The sequence below is a fragment of the Sediminicola sp. 1XM1-17 genome (genome assembly GCF_037203765.1).
GTDB lineage: Bacteria > Bacteroidota > Bacteroidia > Flavobacteriales > Flavobacteriaceae > Sediminicola.
Genome location: NZ_JBBCAS010000008.1, coordinates 145,518 through 162,136, shown reverse-complemented (window position 1 = coordinate 162,136; position 16,619 = coordinate 145,518). Strand labels below are relative to the sequence as shown.

The window sequence follows — 16,619 nt, the reverse complement described above, 5'->3', positions numbered from 1 at the left end:
ATACATAATAATTCAAAGTTTTAATTTAAAGAATCGAAAACAATGATTTGAATCATATTTATTGGGAATAATACCTTTTGATTAAGCCTGTCAATTTTTTGATATCGTTTTTTTTGTGGGCGGAACTGATCACAATTCTGCTCATAGTCGATGAATCTTCGCTGGGATAAGAAAAATTGGTAACAATGATATTTTGCTTTTCCAAATAGTCCGTCAGTACTTTATCTGAAAAACTGAAGGCCGGATGTCCATCCATCATACTAAAGCCATGATGGGAGGGGAGTCGCTTCTTAAACTGTTTTATCCTCTTTTGCAGCTTCATTCTCTTTTCTTCCATTAGAACACCGGATTCCAGCAAGGTTGCCATATGGGCCGGGGTGGCCGGACTTGCCCCTCCATAAAAATCAGTTTCTCTCATGGAAGATATCATCTCCGTAGTACCAAAAACTGCTCCCACTTGTAAGCCAAATCCTTTGCCCAAGGAACTGCACACCACCAATTCTTTTGCTCCAAGTTCCAGGAGGCTTTTATAAACCCCGCGACCGTTTTTGCCAACGATTCCTATGCCATGCGAGTCATCAACCACCACTATGATCTTATCTAGCGGGAGTGTTTTGAGATCATTAAAATGGGGGTAGTGCCTTCCTGAAAAATCTATGGAATCCAAGAAAACTACCGGGGTAATGGCATTGGTTTTATGCAAATGTTCCTCTATGGCCATTTTTAAGGTTTCATGGGAAGATTCTACCTTATCGTTTGGCAGTTGAAGTGCGGCATGGGAATTGGCAGTGTAAAACGTCTTATGGGAGGTGTTGTTGAAATATTGGCGGACAAACTGTCCTGCGAGATAACCTGAGGATAGGGATATACAGGACTCACTTCCAACGAGATGTGCCAAATAATTTTCGGATTTTTCATAAATGGACCATCGGACATTGGAAATTCTGGATGCCCCATAATTGGTACCATATTTTATAATATTGTTTATGAGCAGTTTTTGGAACCTTGCGTCGGTTTGTAGCCCCAAATAAGAGGTTCCACCAAAATACAGGTAATTTTTTTTGCCCACCCTAATTTTTCTGCCCGGAAACCTATCTATATAATGGGTCATGCCGTTAGGATTATGCCACTACCACCCAAGGTTGGGTAGACAAGTTTACCGCCTTCCAAAATTTCTATTCCCTTGGCAATGTCCTCTCTTAACAACAGGGCACCATCCATATCTACATAATCCAATTGTGGCGCCAACTGGGCTATGGCCGAGATGCCCACTGTTGATTCTGTCATACATCCAACCATTACCTTTAGTCCCAATTCCTTGCCCCTTTGGATCATTCGCAAGGCAGGGGTTAGTCCACCACATTTGGTGAGCTTTATATTGATGCCATTATAATGCAGACCACATTTTTCTACATCCTGTTCTACAATGCAGCTTTCATCGGCAATGGTGGGCAGAACACTATGGTGGGATACCAGTTCCATACCCTTCCAATCATCGGCTTTTAACGGTTGTTCAATAAATTCTACCCCAAGGTCCTTCAAAAGTGGGGCATTATGAATGGTTTCTTCCGCTGTCCATGCACAATTGGCGTCTACCCTAAAAACGGCATCGGTATGCTTCCGCAATTCCCTAATGATTGCAACATCATTGTCCGTTCCCAATTTTATCTTGTAGATGGGCCAAGGGAATTCTTTGATTTTGGAAACCATTTTTTCCAAGGTATCCAATCCGATGGTGTAATTGGTAATTGGGTAGGAGGAGTTGTCTGTCCCCCAAATATTATAAAGTGGTTTGTCCAAAAGTTTCCCATATAGGTCATGTGCTGCCAGGTCCAATGCACAAATAGCAAAATTGCTGATGTGTTTTAAGACCAGAAAAGCATGGAATTTGTCAGGAGTGGTAAAGTCGAACGATTCTACGTCCTTCCTGATGGTCTCGATTTCAGCGATCATGCTATCCAAGGTGATTTTATAATACGGATTGGAAGTGGCCTCTCCGTACCCTGTTTTGCCATCGAGTGATAACGAGGCGATCAGGGTATCCTGAAAATTATGGGATTCCCTTGAAATACTAAAGGTATGCTTTAGGGGCAAAACATATTTCTCCAAACTCAATTTCATGTGCGTATGATTTCCACTAAGATATAGATTAGAAAGGGACAAAAAAATCAAAACCCACTGAATTTTCAGTGGGTTTATTGGTTTTATGCGAAGGGTGATTTTTTAGTATTTATGAACACTTCCAGAGGAGGATTTGTTTTTTTGAACTCGAGCTTCACCAGTATAGGAAATATCCGCACCGCTGCTGGCATCTGCAGTTAAGGACTCGGAAACATTCAGGGTGATATCCGCACCGCTGCTGGCATCTGCATTGCAAATTTTGGTCATCAGGTCCCTAGCTTTGATGTCCGAACCACTGCTGGCATCGGCATACAGCATATTGGCCTGCCCTGAAAGTTTAATATCGGCACCACTACTGGCATCGGCATTTACCTCGCTAGCAACCACGGAAACTTCCAAATCTGCACCGCTGCTTGCCTCCAAAGAAATTTTATCCGCTTCAATTTGATTATTGGACATTAGGTTTGCACCGCTTGAACTTGATAGGGCGGAAATAATGGGCAGGGATACATGGATTTTCTTTGTGGCCCTTCCTATATTCTCAATGGCATGGATTTTTAATGTTCCATTTTTGATGTCGGTGCCTATGAGATCAATAATGTTTTCATCGGCCTCCACCAAAATCTTGAATTCGTCTGATTGGGTAACGTATACATCCAGACCTTCCGAGGCAGAAACAACCGTAAATTCGTCGGTAACATTTCTATTGTCCTCTGTTACTATGCCGTTGCCTTTTTTACCTTCACCAAAATTAATATCAAAGGCACATGAAGAGAGAAAGAGCGCTAAGATAAGGGCGATTGTTATTCTTGCTAGAGTTGTCATGATAGTTGTTTTTAGTTGATTAAAGTTCTGTTTTTTGATTGATTAATACTATTATAGATTACCGACCTGTACCAAAAGGGTGATGAACCGTTTTTGTTTAATTGTCATTGGCCTTTACCTGTACCCCTTTTTCATTGATCTTTACTCGGACGTTTTCATTCTCGTCCTTGATGTCTATGTCTACCCCGTCCTCATTGATAATAATGTGGCCATTTTGGTTTCGGTTCATTTGATCACCCATGTTCTCCGGACAGTTCATACATTGTAAAACGCCATTGTCGTTCATTTTCCATAGGTATTGGTACATATCTCGCCTGTAGACCTCTTTATCGTTTTTTGTATACCAACCAATATGGTCTTCAGTAGATTCATTTAATGAAACCGTGGTATTCACAGGAACATAAATTGTAATGTATGCTTCTTGATCCCTTATTTTGTTCTCTGCGGCTGTCGTTAAGAAATTGTCAAGTGCCAGATTGTTTCCATTGACCGTATAGCTATAGTTTATGTTAGCGGCCCTTTGACTGGCATCTTCATACGAACTTCCATTTGCGTCCTTGCGCACTTTTACATGAACCAAGGAGTCCTCTGATTTTTTAATATCAAACCGTATATCCTCGGTATACAGAAGTCGCTCCCCATTTTCATTATAAGCTATGTTCATTTCGTAGAAGCCCCCATTATTGGATATATTGTAGGCATCCGTAGCTTTCATGGTGATCATCAAAGTATCCACACCTTGATCAAAATAGATCTGGTCCGTATTGGAAGAATATCCGGTGAAAGCCTGGGCCGATGCTTGTTGGATGCCCAATACGGATAATCCAATTACCGATAATAACCATAGTCCCAACAAGGAATACTTAACAATATTGCCGATAGATTTCAGATTGTTGACCAAAATTTTCAAACCTAGGTACATCAGGAAAAAAAATGGGATCCCAAAGGCAAATAGTCCCAAGATAGATACAAACCAAACAGGAGCATCCGTGGAGTTGACCATATCATTTAGTGATAATCCAGGAATGTGGAACATATCCAAAATGCCCACAGTGAACATCCCTATGAAAATACCGATCAAGGAAACCGCACCGATCAGGATCAATAGGATTCCAATAAATTTACCGATGATCTTAAAGAACAACATGATGATATCTCCTAAAGCGTCGGCAAACGACTTACTGGTACTCTTGACCTTGTCCCCCATCTTTTCATAATCTACGTTCTTGACTTTGGAGGCAACATCGTCAAAACCTTCCTTTACCTTGCGTTCAATATTGCTGATATTGACAGGCTCCCCCCGCATGTCCAATTTTTGGGAGGTGGTTCTGGCCTCTGGTACCAAAATCCATAACAGTATGTAGGCTATGAAACCAAATCCAGTTGAAATTGCCAAAAGGATGAAGATGATTCTGATCCACAGCGCATCGATCCCTAAGTAATATTCCAGTCCGGAACATACGCCTCCAATAAATTTGGAATCCGGGTCCCTGTATAATTTTTTGACCCTCCCGGTTTTGGTGGCATTGTCAAAGGGGGCATCTTCAAAGATGTCCTCATCTACCATATAGTCCTCTGGTTGTCCCATTACATTGATGACCTCGTCCACTTCCTTGAGGGTGATTACCTGTCTCTCGCTTTCCATTTTCTCCTGGAACAATTCCGCTATTCTAGCTTCAATATCTCTTAGAATTTCGTCGCTGCCAGAAGTATTGGCAAAAGATCGCTTTATAGCTTCTAGGTAACGACTCATTTTTAAGTACGCTTCTTCATCGATATGAAAAAGAATATTGGCGAGATTTATGTTGACTGTCTTGTTCATTGTTAGCTGTTTTTGGTATTGGTTACGAGATTTGTTGCTTTTCTAAGTTCATCCCAGGTGGTGTCCAGTTCTTTTAGGAACATCTTACCTGTTTCTGTAAGGGTATAGTATTTACGTGGTGGTCCAGATGTACTTTCCTCCCAACGGTAATTGAGCAATCCTGCATTCTTAAGTCTTGTAAGTAAAGGGTAAATCGTTCCCTCTACTACCAGCATCTTTGCATCTTTTAAGGTCTCAAGGATTTCAGAGGCATATTTGTCCTCCCCATTTAAAATGGAGAGTATGCAGTATTCCAGGACCCCTTTGCGCATTTGTGCTTTTGTATTTTCTATGTTCATAGCTTCATGGTTCTATTTGATTGACTGTTCGTTTTTTTTTGCTGCATTTGGTTCATTTTCTTGGGGAGTGATGAGTTCCCGTGGTGATAAATACAGCCATTTTTGATTGATTGATTGATTGATTGATGAATAAACTCACTTACTTTATTTTAAAAAATTAATACTGATTGGATATTTAAATGTCTGGCCCTCATTGGTGCGTATGGTACCTAGGATAGAGTAAACGATATTGATCACTACGATGGCCCCTTGAGCCAATGCCGCAATTCCAAAAGGGAAAAGCCCGTGAAACGAATTAAAATTGTCACTATCAAAATGCCATCTGAATCCATCGGAAGCACCGAAAAGTACATTCCCCGCTTCAAAAATATTTGGGAAGGATCCAAATAAGAAGGGAACGGATAGTACCCCAAGAATCATGGCGTAAAGCAAAAGACTTATTTGAAAGTTTAATACTTGCTTCCCATTATAATCCACAAACTTGTATTGCTTTTTATTGATGCTCCATAGTATCAATGGAAGAATAATATTTCCAAAGGGTATCAAATACCTTGAAAAAACGGAAGCATGGATAAATGCAGATAGATTTCTTTCGTGTTTGGTCAGTGTGTCTGTCATGGCCTATTAGTTTCTTATACAAATATATATCTTTTAAAAGGTATTATGCAAAACATAGTACTGAAATTTAACGTTTCATTAACATTTTGAATTAGGGTATATAACCTTATGTTTTTGCTTTGAGACCAATCATTATGCGGTAATTCGTAGCATAGGATTTCAATTTTATATATTTTTAAAAAAAATAAAAATACATGTCCATTAATCCTAAAAAGTTCAACACCTACACTTTTTTTAAGCTGCCTGCTGCTTGGTGGTGCGGAGTCCGTTTACGTCACATAGACCCAGAAAAGGCAGTAGTCACCGTTACCCATAGATGGTTCAATCAGAATCCGTTCAACTCCATGTTCTGGGCCGTCCAAGGAATGGCTGCTGAGCTGAGTACAGGGGCCATGGTCAGTGCACAGATCCAAGAAAGTAAAAAGAAAATATCTATGCTGGTGGCCAACAACAATGCCAATTTCTCCAAAAAGGCCACAGGTAAGATTACGTTTACCTGCAAGGATGGAGCCTTGATAAAGGAGGCCTTGGACCAAACTATAGCTACAGGGGAAGGCCAGACTTTTTGGATGAAATCGGAGGGTGTTAATGAAGATGGGGTGTTGGTTTCCACTTTTAATTTTGAATGGACGGTCCGCTTAAAACAATAAATGCCCTCCCAACTACCGGCAATAAAGATGTAATAAAATGGATGTTCTTACATGCAACAAACATGAACATATAAGAATTTATACATATAAATGCACACCAAATAGACTATGGTGGTACATGTGAAGTCATTTTATACTACAAAAAAAAGGCTAGTACCGTAGTAGTACTAGCCTTTATAGATTCTATAGATCTTGGTGTATCTTAGTTTCCTTCACTTAATGAAAAGCTACCATCACCTGTAAAGTTTGTTACCGTAATTGTAACAGTCCAAATTCCAGAGACTCCTGCCGAAGTTACCCCGCTAAAACTATCTGGTTCAGATCCACCCTGAATTGATCGATTCAAAACTTCTATTCCCTCTGAATCTTTAACAATCATTTGGAAACTACCTTCGGAAGTTGCGGTAATATCTGCATTGTAATCAGCTGTAGTGAGATTATTGTTCCAGCTAAATATTCTACTGGCCGTACCACCATTTCCTGTGAAACTTGCATCAATATCACCATTGAAATCGGAACGATCACCAACGGTAAAATCTGAAGGACTTGATTGAACTTCTGTTCCATTAACTGTAACACGTGCAAAAGTATCATCATCTTCTTTACTACAGCTAGAAAATGCAACCATTGCAAATACAATCGTGAAAAGCTTTGTAAATCTTCCTAAATGTAGAAAGCCGGGGTTAAATAAATTCATAATTTAAAATTTAGGTTTATATTTTACTTAAACAACTACAACGTCTAAAACCCTACTTTATTATTATTATTATTATCGGTAATATCTGTAACAATTTCAAATGTAAAAGTACTAATAGGGAAAGTTAAATTAATTATATAGTATATCTTATGAGTAGCGTAAATCACGAAATAGACTACGAGATTTTTGGCGAAGAAATGCAATATGTGGAAATAGAATTGGATCCACAGGAAGCAGTTGTAGCAGAAGCCGGAAGCTTTATGATGATGGATACCGATATTAAAATGGATACCATTTTTGGAGATGGTTCCAATCAGGATAACGGCGTCTTAGGGAAGCTTTTTTCTGCTGGAAAGAGATTATTAACAGGGGAAAGTTTGTTTATGACGGCCTTCCTAAATAGTGGATATGGCAAGAAAAAGGTAAGCTTTGCATCGCCTTATCCCGGCAAGATCATTCCGATTGACCTCACGGAATTTGGAGGTCGCTTTATTTGCCAGAAAGATGCCTTTTTATGTGCCGCGAAGGGAGTAACTATTGGAATTGAATTTTCCAAAAGGCTCGGAAGAGGCCTATTTGGGGGCGAAGGTTTTATTATGCAGAAATTGGAAGGTGATGGTCTGGCATTTGTCCACGCCGGAGGTACCACAGCAAAAAAAGTATTGGCGGTAGGGGAAGTTTTGAAGGTAGATACCGGATGTATCATCGGATTTTCAAAAGATATTGATTACGATATTGAATTCATCGGTGGGATCAAAAATACTGTTTTTGGAGGGGAAGGCTTGTTCTATGCTACTTTAAAAGGCCCTGGAACAGTTTTTATCCAATCCCTGCCCTTTAGCAGGTTGGCCAGTAGAGTTTGGGCGGCAGCACCAAAGGGTGGAGGTAAAGATAGAGGAGAAGGTAGTATTCTTGGTGGTCTGGGGGATATCCTGGATGGTGACAATAGATTTTGATCAGACCAATAACCGCTTCATATTACAAATAATTCAATGAGAATAATTCCATACAACAAGAATACTTTTTATGGATTTTAAAGAGCTGTTTGCTTTTCTGCGTGATTTGGAAAGGAACAATTCCAAAGAATGGATGGATGCCAATAGAAAGCGTTACTATAAGGTCAGAGATGGCTATATCTCTTGGTTGGATGATCTGAACAGTACCTTGGAGGCCATTGATAAGGAGTATTATTCCACGCCCGGCAAGAAAGGAATAAACCGCATCAATAATAATCTTATGTTCCATCCAAATAAACCGGTGTACAAAGATCATTTTGGTGCGGGATTGGACAAAGCGCCCAATACTGCCGATTTTTACATACAGATAGGCATTCATGAATCTATGTTGGCCGGAGGTTTTTGGCGACCAGATTCAAAAACGCTACAAAGTATCAGGGATGGTATTGATTACGACGGGGAAGAATTTAAAAAGATCCTTCACAAAAAATCTTTTCAGAATACTTTTGGGGGCCTGGTAGAGGATCAGAAACTAAAAATGGCTCCCAAAGGTTTTAGCAGGGACCACCCTCATTTGGATCTGCTCAAAAACAAAACCTTTGCTGTGATGCACCCTATGAATGAGAAGGAGATTTTGCAGGATAATTTTAAAGAAAAGGTACTGCAGATCTATCAAGAAATGTTGCCCTTTAGACGGTATCTGAACAAAACCGTCACGGTATAAAAGAATTTTATAAAAATAGCCAACCCAAAAAAAGTAATACAATTGAAGAACGGACAGGTAAGAAATATTAAGAAGGATGTGCTATCGGATCATTGGTATACCCTTCAAAAGATATCTTTTGAATATGAGAGGGAGGATGGAACTTGGGAAAAACAGGTGCGGGAAGTCTATGACCGTGGCAACGGGGCAGCCATATTGCTTTATAATAAGTCCAAGGGTACGGTCATCCTCACCAAGCAGTTTAGAATGCCTACCTACCTGAATGGGAATCCAACAGGGATGATGATCGAGGTCTGCGCCGGGGTCTTGGATGGTGATCACCCAGAAGATTGCATACGAAAAGAAGTTGAGGAAGAAACAGGCTATCGTGTAGATGAGGTGCAAAAAGTATTTGAATCTTATATGTCCCCCGGATCAGTGTCGGAAATTCTACATTTCTTTATTGGCCAGTACAATGAACAAATGAAGATTGGTGAAGGTGGTGGGGCAGCCCATGAAACGGAGAATATTGAGATCTTGGAATATGTATTTGAAGATGCCCTGTCAATGATAGACCAAGGCGCCATCAAGGATGCCAAAACCATCATGCTATTGCAATATGCCAAAGTGAACCAGTTATTTTAATGGTGCTTTTACGACCAAACAGTCATGGATACCAGGTGTAAAATAGGCTTTGGAGGTGGATGCCATTGGTGTACAGAGGCAGTATTTCAATTACTCAAAGGAGTGACTCATGTAGCGCAAGGCTTCATAGCCGCTAGGGAACCAGACTCATCTTATTCAGAAGCAGTCATCGTTTCCTATAATCAGGACGAGCTTTCACTAAAAGAACTTATTACTGTTCATCTTCATACTCATAACAGTACAGCGGATCATTCCTTAAGGACCAAATACAGGTCGGCCATTTATGTTTTTGATGAAGGGGAAATAAATGTTGTTAAGAAAACCTTGAAATCGTTGCAGTGTAATTTTAAGGATCCACTGATAACACAGGTTTTGCTTTTTGGAGACTTCAAACCTTCTGAAACACAATTTCACAATTACTACTATTCCAATCCTGACAAGCCCTTTTGTAAAACGTATATTGATCCTAAACTGGACAAACTAAGTGCTAATTTTTCAGCCCTACTCAAAGGCAACCATCAATAGGCATCCCTTATCGACTCGAATATTGCGGTCATTTCTTTTTTAAGATTGTTTGTAGATTGCCTATAGTGATTGTTCATAAAGCTAAAGATCAGGATTTTTCCAGAGCCGGTGCGCAAATAGCCACTTAGGCAATAGGTATTGCCCATAGATCCCGATTTTGCAAAAAGATAGGGTTTCGGGTTGCCTCTAAACCAGTCTTGAATTGTTCCATCCATTCCTCCCGCAGGGAAGAGATCCAGGAGCCTTTCCTTGGGAAGGTCTTCATACAGTTTTTCAAGGACAACCACCATGGATTCTGGAGTGAAGAGGTTGTAGCGCGATAGTCCAGATCCATCTACCCACCTTGGGGCCTGCCGAAGGGAGGATAATTGATTTTTGAGAATATGGTCCCGTGGAATTTTACTGTTTAAAGTATCCTTTAATACGGAAGAGGATAAGATTAAAAGTTGTTCTGCTATAAAATTGTCACTATGGTGCATCATCCTTCGGTACAAAGAATCTGAAGGCAAACCATAAAGCACTTTTTTGGTGCCCTTGGGCATGGCCTCAATTAGGCCAATCTCCTTGTTTAGTGCTTTTTCCAATAGCTTTTTCGTAAGTTGGCTGTCCGTGATAAAAGGTACCTCTACCGTATCTTTACGACCTCGGTCCAAATAAAAAAGGTTTTGGTGCAATTGTCTGTTGCGATTTCCAGCGGAAACCAAAACGCTATCCCTGAAGAGATCCGGGACAATCCCAATACGATCCGTTTGAATTACCCTTACAACATTGCCATACAGTGGTAGCGCACCTCGTTCAGGGGCATAATATTGATCGTAATCTTCCCAGGACCATCCGGGGCCTAACCTATCCTCCTTGAAATTATTGGGATGTAGCGCTATCGCCTTCGATTTGGCCAAAAAATGCAAAAGGGTACTGTCCTTGTAGTAGGGGTGAAGGGGGGTTGGATCTCCGGTGCCTTCAATATAAAGGGTATCTCCCTGTTCTATATATTTAAGGGATGGGATGCTATTGGGCAATAATTGCAGAGCTGTATACAGCGTAAAAATTTTTACATTACTGGCCGGAAGGAAATATTTGTCTGAGTTATAGCTGATGATAGTATCCTTGGTGGTAGGATCAAAAACTAAAAATCCGGTAAATTGGTTCTCAAAATCCCCAATAGTGATGCTATTGACTATGCCTTTGGTTAATTTTCTTTGTTTAGAGGCAGAACACCCTATGAGAAGCACTGATATTAAGAGGGTTAACATTGATTTGTGCATCATGGACTATGGCAGCTTAAGGTTAGTTTTTAACTGATGATTTTCTATGTATAACTGATATTTTTCTACTTTTAACGAAGATAATACAATTTTATCCCTCATAATTCGTTAAATTAGCGGTAATAACCTTAAATAAAAACTTTGAAATATGGCTAGAGCTATGCTGGAGTACACTAAAACTGTCCTTCAAAAAGTTAGTTTCGACTCAGTGTTGTTTTGCAAAGAGTTGGAAAAAGCGATTTCTAGATTACTGCCCATAGAGGTAGAGGAATTAAAACATTGGATTAAACAATTCATTACCGACAAACCAGAATTAAAGCAATGTTTAATTTACATTCAACCATAAATAAGAAAGCCACTTGATCAAGTGGCTTTCTTATTTATTGGAGGTTCACAAATCAATTTTCCCTATTGAGGTGTAAAAAAGGTAAAGTTGAATTTTTGGACAAGGGTAAACCACCCTTCTTTTTAATTAAGATTTTACGGGAGATGCATGGGGACAAATCGTGTTTACTTTTTTGTAAGCGGACTAATGATTTTTACGTCCTGAAAAGCAATTGCACCTCGTACCACACTAGCTATTACTTCCCTGATTGCCTCTGTTATCTGGATCTTTAATTCACTTTTGTGATAAATGAGGCTTACTTCCCTAGCGGGGGAAGGACTGTTGAAATACCTAAGATTCTGCATTTTCTTGTCATCCAGTTCCAAGGTGTTCAAATACGGCAAAAGGGTCATACCAAGTCCTTCATTGGATAGGTTGACCAAAGTCTCAAAACTTCCGCTTTGTAGTGAAAAATGGTCATCTTCAAAGCTCTTGGAGGATTTACATAGATTGATGATTCCATCCCTGAAACAGTGTCCGTCCTTTAAAAGGAGTACTTCATTTATATCCAGATCTTCGGGGTTCAATTTTTCCAATTGATGCAACTTGTTGCTAGGTGGTACATAGCCCACAAAAGGCTCGTAATACAATGGACGTTCTTTGATGAATTCAACCTCTAACGGGGTGGCCGCAATGGCAGCGTCCAAATGCCCATCCTGAATATTCCGGATAAGGCCTTCCGTATTTTGTTCCTTGATAATAAGGTTGACCTTAGGGTACTTTTTTATAAAGGTTTTAAGGAACATGGGGAGTAAGGTGGGCATAATGGTAGGAATGATCCCCAGGGTATATTCCCCTCCAATAAACCCTTTTTCCTGGTCCACAATATCCTTGATACGATTGGCTTCATTGACAATATTTTTTGCTTGGGAAACAATCTTTTGTCCTACATCGGTTACTGAAATTGGTTTTTTGCTACGATCAAAGATCAAAATGTCCAGTTCATCTTCCAGTTTTTGCACCTGCATGCTCAAAGTTGGTTGGGTAACAAAGCTTTTTTCTGCCGCAAGGGTAAAATTCTGATATTCGGCAACAGCCAAAACATACTGCAATTGGGTAATGGTCATGTATATAATATTAAGTGATAAAATTATAAAAACTATCGATAAAAACTATTCAAATGGCCAGTATAAATTTTCTACCTTTAGATAATTTAAAACGAGAAAAATGAAGTTAAACAGTATAGGATTGGATGCCGATAAATCATTATCCATAAGTAAGGATTTGAATATTCTATTGGCAAACTTTCAGAGATATTATCAAAATTTAAGGGGAATTCACTGGAATATCAAGGGCAAGCGTTTCTTTGATCTTCATGTGAAATTTGAAGAGCTGTACAACGATGCCAATTTAAAAGTCGATATGGTTGCAGAACGCATCCTGACCTTGGGAGGTGTGCCATTGCATACTTTTGAGGATTACATCTCAAACTCAAAAGTCCCAGTAGGAAAGAATGTATCGGAAGATGAGTCGGCCATCCGATTGATAGTGGATTCACTAAAGGAATTATTGGTCATTGAACGTAAAATTCTGGCGTCCTCAGATGATGCCCATGACGAAGGGACCAATTCCATGATGAGCGACTTTATTACGGAACAGGAAAAAGTATTATGGATGATGAAAGCTTGGTTGGGCGAGGCCATTTAAACTTTTCAGAAACTAGAAATTTAAGCTTACCCATGGGTAAGCTTTTTTTGTTGTCCTCGACAAAGAACAGGAATGCGCCTTTTTAAGAGGCTCTTTTTTTTTTTAGTGTCAATATCCAAGGCGTTAAAGTCAAGTTAAACGGTCTATTTTATTGATATTCGTACTCATTTTTCGTAAATTATTTAAATCAAAAAAAAAGCTATATGACAGAAGTAAAAGCATACGCCGCAAAGACAAAAGATTCTGAAATGGTCCCGTTTACACTGGACAGAAGAGATGTCACGGCAGATGATGTAAAAATAGATATTGAATACTGCGGGGTTTGCCACAGTGATCTGCACCAAGTTAGAAACGATTGGAAAAATTCCGTTTATCCTGTCGTTCCAGGTCATGAGATCATTGGAAGGATTACCGAGGTAGGAGCCAATGTGACCAAGTTCAAGGTAGGACAGCTAGTTGGAGTAGGGTGTATGGTAGATTCTTGTCAAGAATGTGGTGCCTGTAAAGATGATATGGAGCAATTCTGCGAGAACGGGGCAACATTCACATACAATGGACCGGACAAGCATTTGGGTGGACATACCTTTGGCGGATATTCCGAACAAGTGGTGGTAGATAAGGAATTCGTGTTGAGTGTTCCTGAAAATTTAGATCCTAGGGCAGCGGCACCGTTGCTATGTGCCGGAATTACCACCTATTCTCCCTTAAAACATTGGAATGTAAAAAAAGGGGATAAAGTAGGTGTGATCGGACTTGGAGGACTTGGACATATGGGAATCAAATTTGCCGATGCCATGGGCGCCCATGTAGTAATGATCACAACATCTCCATCTAAGAGTGGGGATGCCAAAAAATTGGGTGCCGATGAGGTTTTGATCTCCAAAGATGAAAAGCAGATGGAGAAACACGCGGGATCTTTTGATTTCCTTTTGAATACTATTCCGGTTGGGCACGATATGAACCCTTACGTGAATCTTTTGAAAAGAGATGCCACGATGGTATTGGTAGGTGCTATAGAGCCTTTGGATCCATTGCATGGCGGAGGCTTGGTGATGGGACGAAAGCGTATTGCCGGTTCTTTGATCGGGGGCATCAAGGAAACACAAGAGATGTTGGATTTTTGCGGAGAACACAATGTGGTTTCAGATATAGAAATGATCGATATGCAGAATATCAATGAGGCGTTTGACCGTTTGGTGAAATCAGATGTTAAATATCGTTTCGTCATAGATATGAAATCCTTGAAGAACGGTTAATCTTACCACACCATATAATTCAAGAATTAAAAAGCCATCGGTTCAGCCGATGGCTTTTTGTTTGTTGCTCTCTTTTATAGGCTATCCAAACCAACTCCTTGGGATGATTCCAATCACTGTAGAACCTATTGTACTGGGTAAATTTTAGAAGGCATGAGGTAGGGTGAATCCCCAATTACTGAAAACGGATTGCTGTCAACCAAATGGTAATCAATTCATTAATTTATAAACAAATGGTGCATTTCATCGAAAATATTGCACCTTTTGGCGGAAAACATGTATCTTCATCCTACCCAAATCTGAAATATAATTAACCTATGTCTTAGAATTATTTCCTGTTTACCCTATACCGGGTTTTTTTCTCTTTATGAAGATGATTTGAACTATAATCCAGGAATTGATTTTATGTGCATTTAATGCTTGTGCCATGAAAACCCCCAAAAAGAACCAATGCCTTGTTTCAAAAGGTGGCCTATTTCCCGTTTTTTTCCTTTTATTGTTAATATTGCCCTTTGCCTCCACGGTAAATGCGCAAGAGGAAAATCCTTATTTGAATTATGATGTGCCTTTTCAAAACCTGCTTAAATTCAATAGGTTTTTGATAAACCCGACATTTTCAACCGTCAGGGAAGACAAATCCTACGTCAATTTTTTTCATAGGAGTCAATCGGCCTACTATGAAAATAATTCTCAAAACTATTTTTTAAGCTATAGCGGTAGGATCAATGACCGGACCGGTCTGGGACTGAGTCTCTACAATCAGACGGAAGGGGTGGTCACCAATATTGGCGTGTTGGCCAATTATGCCTATGGCGTGCGTTTGGGGCCTAAAACTGTTTTCTCCTTTGGGGTAAATATTCCTTACTATCGCAGTAATGTGGACCAAAGTAAAATTGTCACTGGAGAGGAAGACCCCTTTTTGGACGGATTGAACGAAAGTTCCATCTTAGCGTTCCAACCTGGTTTGAACTTGGCGATGGGGAAGTTCGATATTGGTATTTTTGCTGAAAATTTGGCTGATTTTAATTTAAAAACGGGTAAATCCTTAACGGAATTCAGTGAAAAGACATTTTCCGGCCACCTTCAGTACACCCATGGATTGAGCAGTAGGGACGGGGTCTTCGAAAATGGTCGGCTATTGCCATTGGCAAGGGTACGGTCAAGGGGACAAGAAAGTATCGAATATGGGGGAGGAATCATCTTGGACCTCCCTAAAATAGGTTGGTTACAAGGAGGATATGATAGCTTTTACGGGATTTCGGCAGGGACAGGATTTAATTTGAGTCGCAGGTTATCCTTGGGCTATAATTTTGAAAAGGGATTGTCCAATGGTTATGAAAATTTTGGGGTAACCCATGAGTTGTCCGTAGCCTTGTCCTTTATTCCAAATCTTACTGAGGATATGGTGAATTTGGATGAGGATAGCTATGAATCCTTGGTCGTAAACGAAACAGCAGATGATAAGTATGATAGGCCTTTGGTAAAGGATTTGGATAATTTGAACTATGGTAAAGGAGAAAATTACGCCCTACTACAACAGCTTCAATTTAGATTGGATTCATTGGAGAAAAATAGGGAAAGGGATTTGGAACGTCGGTTTGAAATGGTCATGAGAATTGTTAAAAGGGAAACAAATGGTGCCCGTCCGGATCTAGAGGAAACGGCGAAAAAAGTATATTTCGTCAATAATGACAAACCGGTAGCGGATGATACGGAATTGGCCCAGCATAAAGTGACCGATCCCAATAAGGATGACCTGACAGTAGTGTCCAATACCATAGAAGAGTATAATTCAACGGTGTACGAGAGACCTGAATACAATGATCCCCAAGATATAATCACCCGCAAGTTTGGTAAAATTCCAGGGATAGATCAAGGACATTACATCGTGGCCAATGTATTTGGCAATAAGGCATACATGGAAAATTTTATAAAGGAATTAAGGGCCGAAGGATTGAATGTCAATCATTTTAGAAATCCTGAAAATGGATTGAACTATGTATATCTGGCTCATTATGAAGATTCACAGACAGCCCGAGACGCTTACGTGACCAAATTAAATGGCAAATATGGAAAGGAAATGTGGATCATGGATATAGACGACTCCCGCTATTCCGGAATGGCCACCTTGGAATTTTCAGAGGAATAGGACATCTATAGTTTGGC

At 39.9% G+C, this 16,619-nt stretch carries 18 protein-coding genes; 9 read left to right on the top strand and 9 right to left on the bottom strand.

All coding sequences use genetic code 11. The features are described from left to right. Positions 1 to 58: 58 nt before the first annotated feature. The 6 genes from WAA86_RS13155 to WAA86_RS13130 form a co-directional block, all read right to left on the bottom strand. Positions 59 to 1,111 (bottom strand): aminotransferase class I/II-fold pyridoxal phosphate-dependent enzyme, encoded by a 1,053-nt coding sequence (locus WAA86_RS13155; protein ID WP_337301479.1) that lies wholly within the window; start codon positions 1,109 to 1,111, stop codon positions 59 to 61. After that, positions 1,108 to 2,121, bottom strand: coding sequence for a dipeptide epimerase (locus WAA86_RS13150; RefSeq protein WP_337301478.1), 1,014 nt, complete (start codon positions 2,119 to 2,121; stop codon positions 1,108 to 1,110). Before WAA86_RS13150 ends, WAA86_RS13155 begins: the two co-directional genes overlap by 4 nt. A gap of 102 nt (positions 2,122 to 2,223) precedes the next feature. After that, positions 2,224 to 2,946, bottom strand: a complete 723-nt coding sequence (locus WAA86_RS13145) for a head GIN domain-containing protein (protein ID WP_337301477.1) — start codon at positions 2,944 to 2,946, stop codon at positions 2,224 to 2,226. Between the two features lie 97 nt (positions 2,947 to 3,043). After that, positions 3,044 to 4,768, bottom strand: a complete 1,725-nt coding sequence (locus tag WAA86_RS13140; protein ID WP_337301476.1) for a PspC domain-containing protein — start codon at positions 4,766 to 4,768, stop codon at positions 3,044 to 3,046. Positions 4,769 to 4,770: 2 nt separating this feature from the next. Continuing rightward, complete coding sequence (locus tag WAA86_RS13135; RefSeq protein WP_062054863.1) at positions 4,771 to 5,106, bottom strand: PadR family transcriptional regulator; 336 nt, start codon at positions 5,104 to 5,106, stop codon at positions 4,771 to 4,773. Positions 5,107 to 5,250: 144 nt separating this feature from the next. Then, positions 5,251 to 5,724 (bottom strand): DUF4870 domain-containing protein, encoded by a 474-nt coding sequence (locus tag WAA86_RS13130; protein WP_337301475.1) that lies wholly within the window; start codon positions 5,722 to 5,724, stop codon positions 5,251 to 5,253. 194 nt (positions 5,725 to 5,918) lie between these two features. Here WAA86_RS13130 and WAA86_RS13125 point away from each other — a divergent pair, with 194 nt between their 5' ends. Then, complete coding sequence (locus WAA86_RS13125) at positions 5,919 to 6,374, top strand: DUF4442 domain-containing protein (protein WP_337301474.1); 456 nt, start codon at positions 5,919 to 5,921, stop codon at positions 6,372 to 6,374. A gap of 202 nt (positions 6,375 to 6,576) precedes the next feature. Here WAA86_RS13125 and WAA86_RS13120 read toward each other — a convergent pair whose 3' ends face one another. Further along, positions 6,577 to 7,071: a hypothetical protein gene (locus WAA86_RS13120; protein WP_337301473.1), complete on the bottom strand. Its 495-nt coding sequence runs from the start codon at positions 7,069 to 7,071 to the stop codon at positions 6,577 to 6,579. A 149-nt stretch (positions 7,072 to 7,220) separates the two neighbouring features. Here WAA86_RS13120 and WAA86_RS13115 point away from each other — a divergent pair, with 149 nt between their 5' ends. The 4 genes from WAA86_RS13115 (at position 7,221) to WAA86_RS13100 (ending at position 9,900) form a co-directional block, all read left to right on the top strand. Further along, a complete protein-coding gene (locus WAA86_RS13115) occupies positions 7,221 to 8,027 on the top strand; it encodes a TIGR00266 family protein (RefSeq protein ID WP_337301472.1) in 807 nt (268 codons plus the stop codon). Between the two features lie 70 nt (positions 8,028 to 8,097). Continuing rightward, complete coding sequence (locus WAA86_RS13110; RefSeq protein WP_337301471.1) at positions 8,098 to 8,751, top strand: DUF2461 domain-containing protein; 654 nt, start codon at positions 8,098 to 8,100, stop codon at positions 8,749 to 8,751. 42 nt (positions 8,752 to 8,793) lie between these two features. Further along, positions 8,794 to 9,375 (top strand): NUDIX domain-containing protein, encoded by a 582-nt coding sequence (locus WAA86_RS13105; protein ID WP_337301470.1) that lies wholly within the window; start codon positions 8,794 to 8,796, stop codon positions 9,373 to 9,375. Positions 9,376 to 9,399: 24 nt separating this feature from the next. Beyond that, on the top strand, positions 9,400 to 9,900 hold the full coding sequence (locus tag WAA86_RS13100; protein ID WP_337301469.1) for a peptide-methionine (S)-S-oxide reductase: 501 nt from the start codon (positions 9,400 to 9,402) through the stop codon (positions 9,898 to 9,900). Here the strand turns inward: WAA86_RS13100 and WAA86_RS13095 are convergent. Continuing rightward, a complete protein-coding gene (locus WAA86_RS13095; protein ID WP_337301468.1) occupies positions 9,894 to 11,153 on the bottom strand; it encodes a D-alanyl-D-alanine carboxypeptidase/D-alanyl-D-alanine-endopeptidase in 1,260 nt (419 codons plus the stop codon). The genes WAA86_RS13100 and WAA86_RS13095 overlap by 7 nt on opposite strands. Before the next feature lie 160 nt (positions 11,154 to 11,313). Between WAA86_RS13095 and WAA86_RS13090 the strand changes: the two genes are divergently transcribed. Next, positions 11,314 to 11,511 carry a hypothetical protein gene (locus WAA86_RS13090; protein WP_337301467.1) on the top strand — a complete coding sequence of 66 codons (198 nt, stop codon included), beginning with the start codon at positions 11,314 to 11,316 and terminating at the stop codon, positions 11,509 to 11,511. A gap of 164 nt (positions 11,512 to 11,675) precedes the next feature. Here the strand turns inward: WAA86_RS13090 and WAA86_RS13085 are convergent, their stop codons facing one another. After that, complete coding sequence (locus WAA86_RS13085) at positions 11,676 to 12,617, bottom strand: LysR substrate-binding domain-containing protein (protein ID WP_337301466.1); 942 nt, start codon at positions 12,615 to 12,617, stop codon at positions 11,676 to 11,678. A 100-nt stretch (positions 12,618 to 12,717) separates the two neighbouring features. Between WAA86_RS13085 and WAA86_RS13080 the strand changes: the two genes are divergently transcribed. The 3 genes from WAA86_RS13080 to WAA86_RS13070 all read left to right on the top strand — a co-directional run bounded on the left by WAA86_RS13080 (position 12,718) and on the right by WAA86_RS13070 (position 16,602). Beyond that, positions 12,718 to 13,197, top strand: coding sequence for a Dps family protein (locus tag WAA86_RS13080; RefSeq protein WP_337301465.1), 480 nt, complete (start codon positions 12,718 to 12,720; stop codon positions 13,195 to 13,197). A 203-nt stretch (positions 13,198 to 13,400) separates the two neighbouring features. After that, positions 13,401 to 14,453 carry an NAD(P)-dependent alcohol dehydrogenase gene (locus tag WAA86_RS13075; protein ID WP_337301464.1) on the top strand — a complete coding sequence of 351 codons (1,053 nt, stop codon included), beginning with the start codon at positions 13,401 to 13,403 and terminating at the stop codon, positions 14,451 to 14,453. Positions 14,454 to 14,880: 427 nt separating this feature from the next. Then, entirely contained in the window at positions 14,881 to 16,602 is a 1,722-nt protein-coding gene (locus WAA86_RS13070) for a PorP/SprF family type IX secretion system membrane protein (protein WP_337301463.1), read from the top strand. Positions 16,603 to 16,619 lie beyond the last annotated feature (17 nt).

Bases quoted from the DNA above. Each gene is read 5' to 3' on its own strand.
- WAA86_RS13095 (WP_337301468.1), bottom strand. From the start codon at position 11,153: ATGTTAACCCTCTTAATATCAGTGCTTCTCATAGGGTGTTCTGCCTCT.
- WAA86_RS13155 (WP_337301479.1), bottom strand. From the start codon at position 1,111: ATGACCCATTATATAGATAGGTTTCCGGGCAGAAAAATTAGGGTGGGC.
- WAA86_RS13070 (WP_337301463.1), top strand. From the start codon at position 14,881: ATGAAAACCCCCAAAAAGAACCAATGCCTTGTTTCAAAAGGTGGCCTA.
- WAA86_RS13110 (WP_337301471.1), top strand. From the start codon at position 8,098: ATGGATTTTAAAGAGCTGTTTGCTTTTCTGCGTGATTTGGAAAGGAAC.
- WAA86_RS13130 (WP_337301475.1), bottom strand. From the start codon at position 5,724: ATGACAGACACACTGACCAAACACGAAAGAAATCTATCTGCATTTATC.
- WAA86_RS13150 (WP_337301478.1), bottom strand. From the start codon at position 2,121: ATGAAATTGAGTTTGGAGAAATATGTTTTGCCCCTAAAGCATACCTTT.
- WAA86_RS13120 (WP_337301473.1), bottom strand. From the start codon at position 7,071: ATGAATTTATTTAACCCCGGCTTTCTACATTTAGGAAGATTTACAAAG.
- WAA86_RS13140 (WP_337301476.1), bottom strand. From the start codon at position 4,768: ATGAACAAGACAGTCAACATAAATCTCGCCAATATTCTTTTTCATATC.
- WAA86_RS13075 (WP_337301464.1), top strand. From the start codon at position 13,401: ATGACAGAAGTAAAAGCATACGCCGCAAAGACAAAAGATTCTGAAATG.
- WAA86_RS13115 (WP_337301472.1), top strand. From the start codon at position 7,221: ATGAGTAGCGTAAATCACGAAATAGACTACGAGATTTTTGGCGAAGAA.
- WAA86_RS13080 (WP_337301465.1), top strand. From the start codon at position 12,718: ATGAAGTTAAACAGTATAGGATTGGATGCCGATAAATCATTATCCATA.
- WAA86_RS13090 (WP_337301467.1), top strand. From the start codon at position 11,314: ATGGCTAGAGCTATGCTGGAGTACACTAAAACTGTCCTTCAAAAAGTT.
- WAA86_RS13125 (WP_337301474.1), top strand. From the start codon at position 5,919: ATGTCCATTAATCCTAAAAAGTTCAACACCTACACTTTTTTTAAGCTG.
- WAA86_RS13100 (WP_337301469.1), top strand. From the start codon at position 9,400: ATGGATACCAGGTGTAAAATAGGCTTTGGAGGTGGATGCCATTGGTGT.
- WAA86_RS13085 (WP_337301466.1), bottom strand. From the start codon at position 12,617: ATGACCATTACCCAATTGCAGTATGTTTTGGCTGTTGCCGAATATCAG.
- WAA86_RS13135 (WP_062054863.1), bottom strand. From the start codon at position 5,106: ATGAACATAGAAAATACAAAAGCACAAATGCGCAAAGGGGTCCTGGAA.
- WAA86_RS13145 (WP_337301477.1), bottom strand. From the start codon at position 2,946: ATGACAACTCTAGCAAGAATAACAATCGCCCTTATCTTAGCGCTCTTT.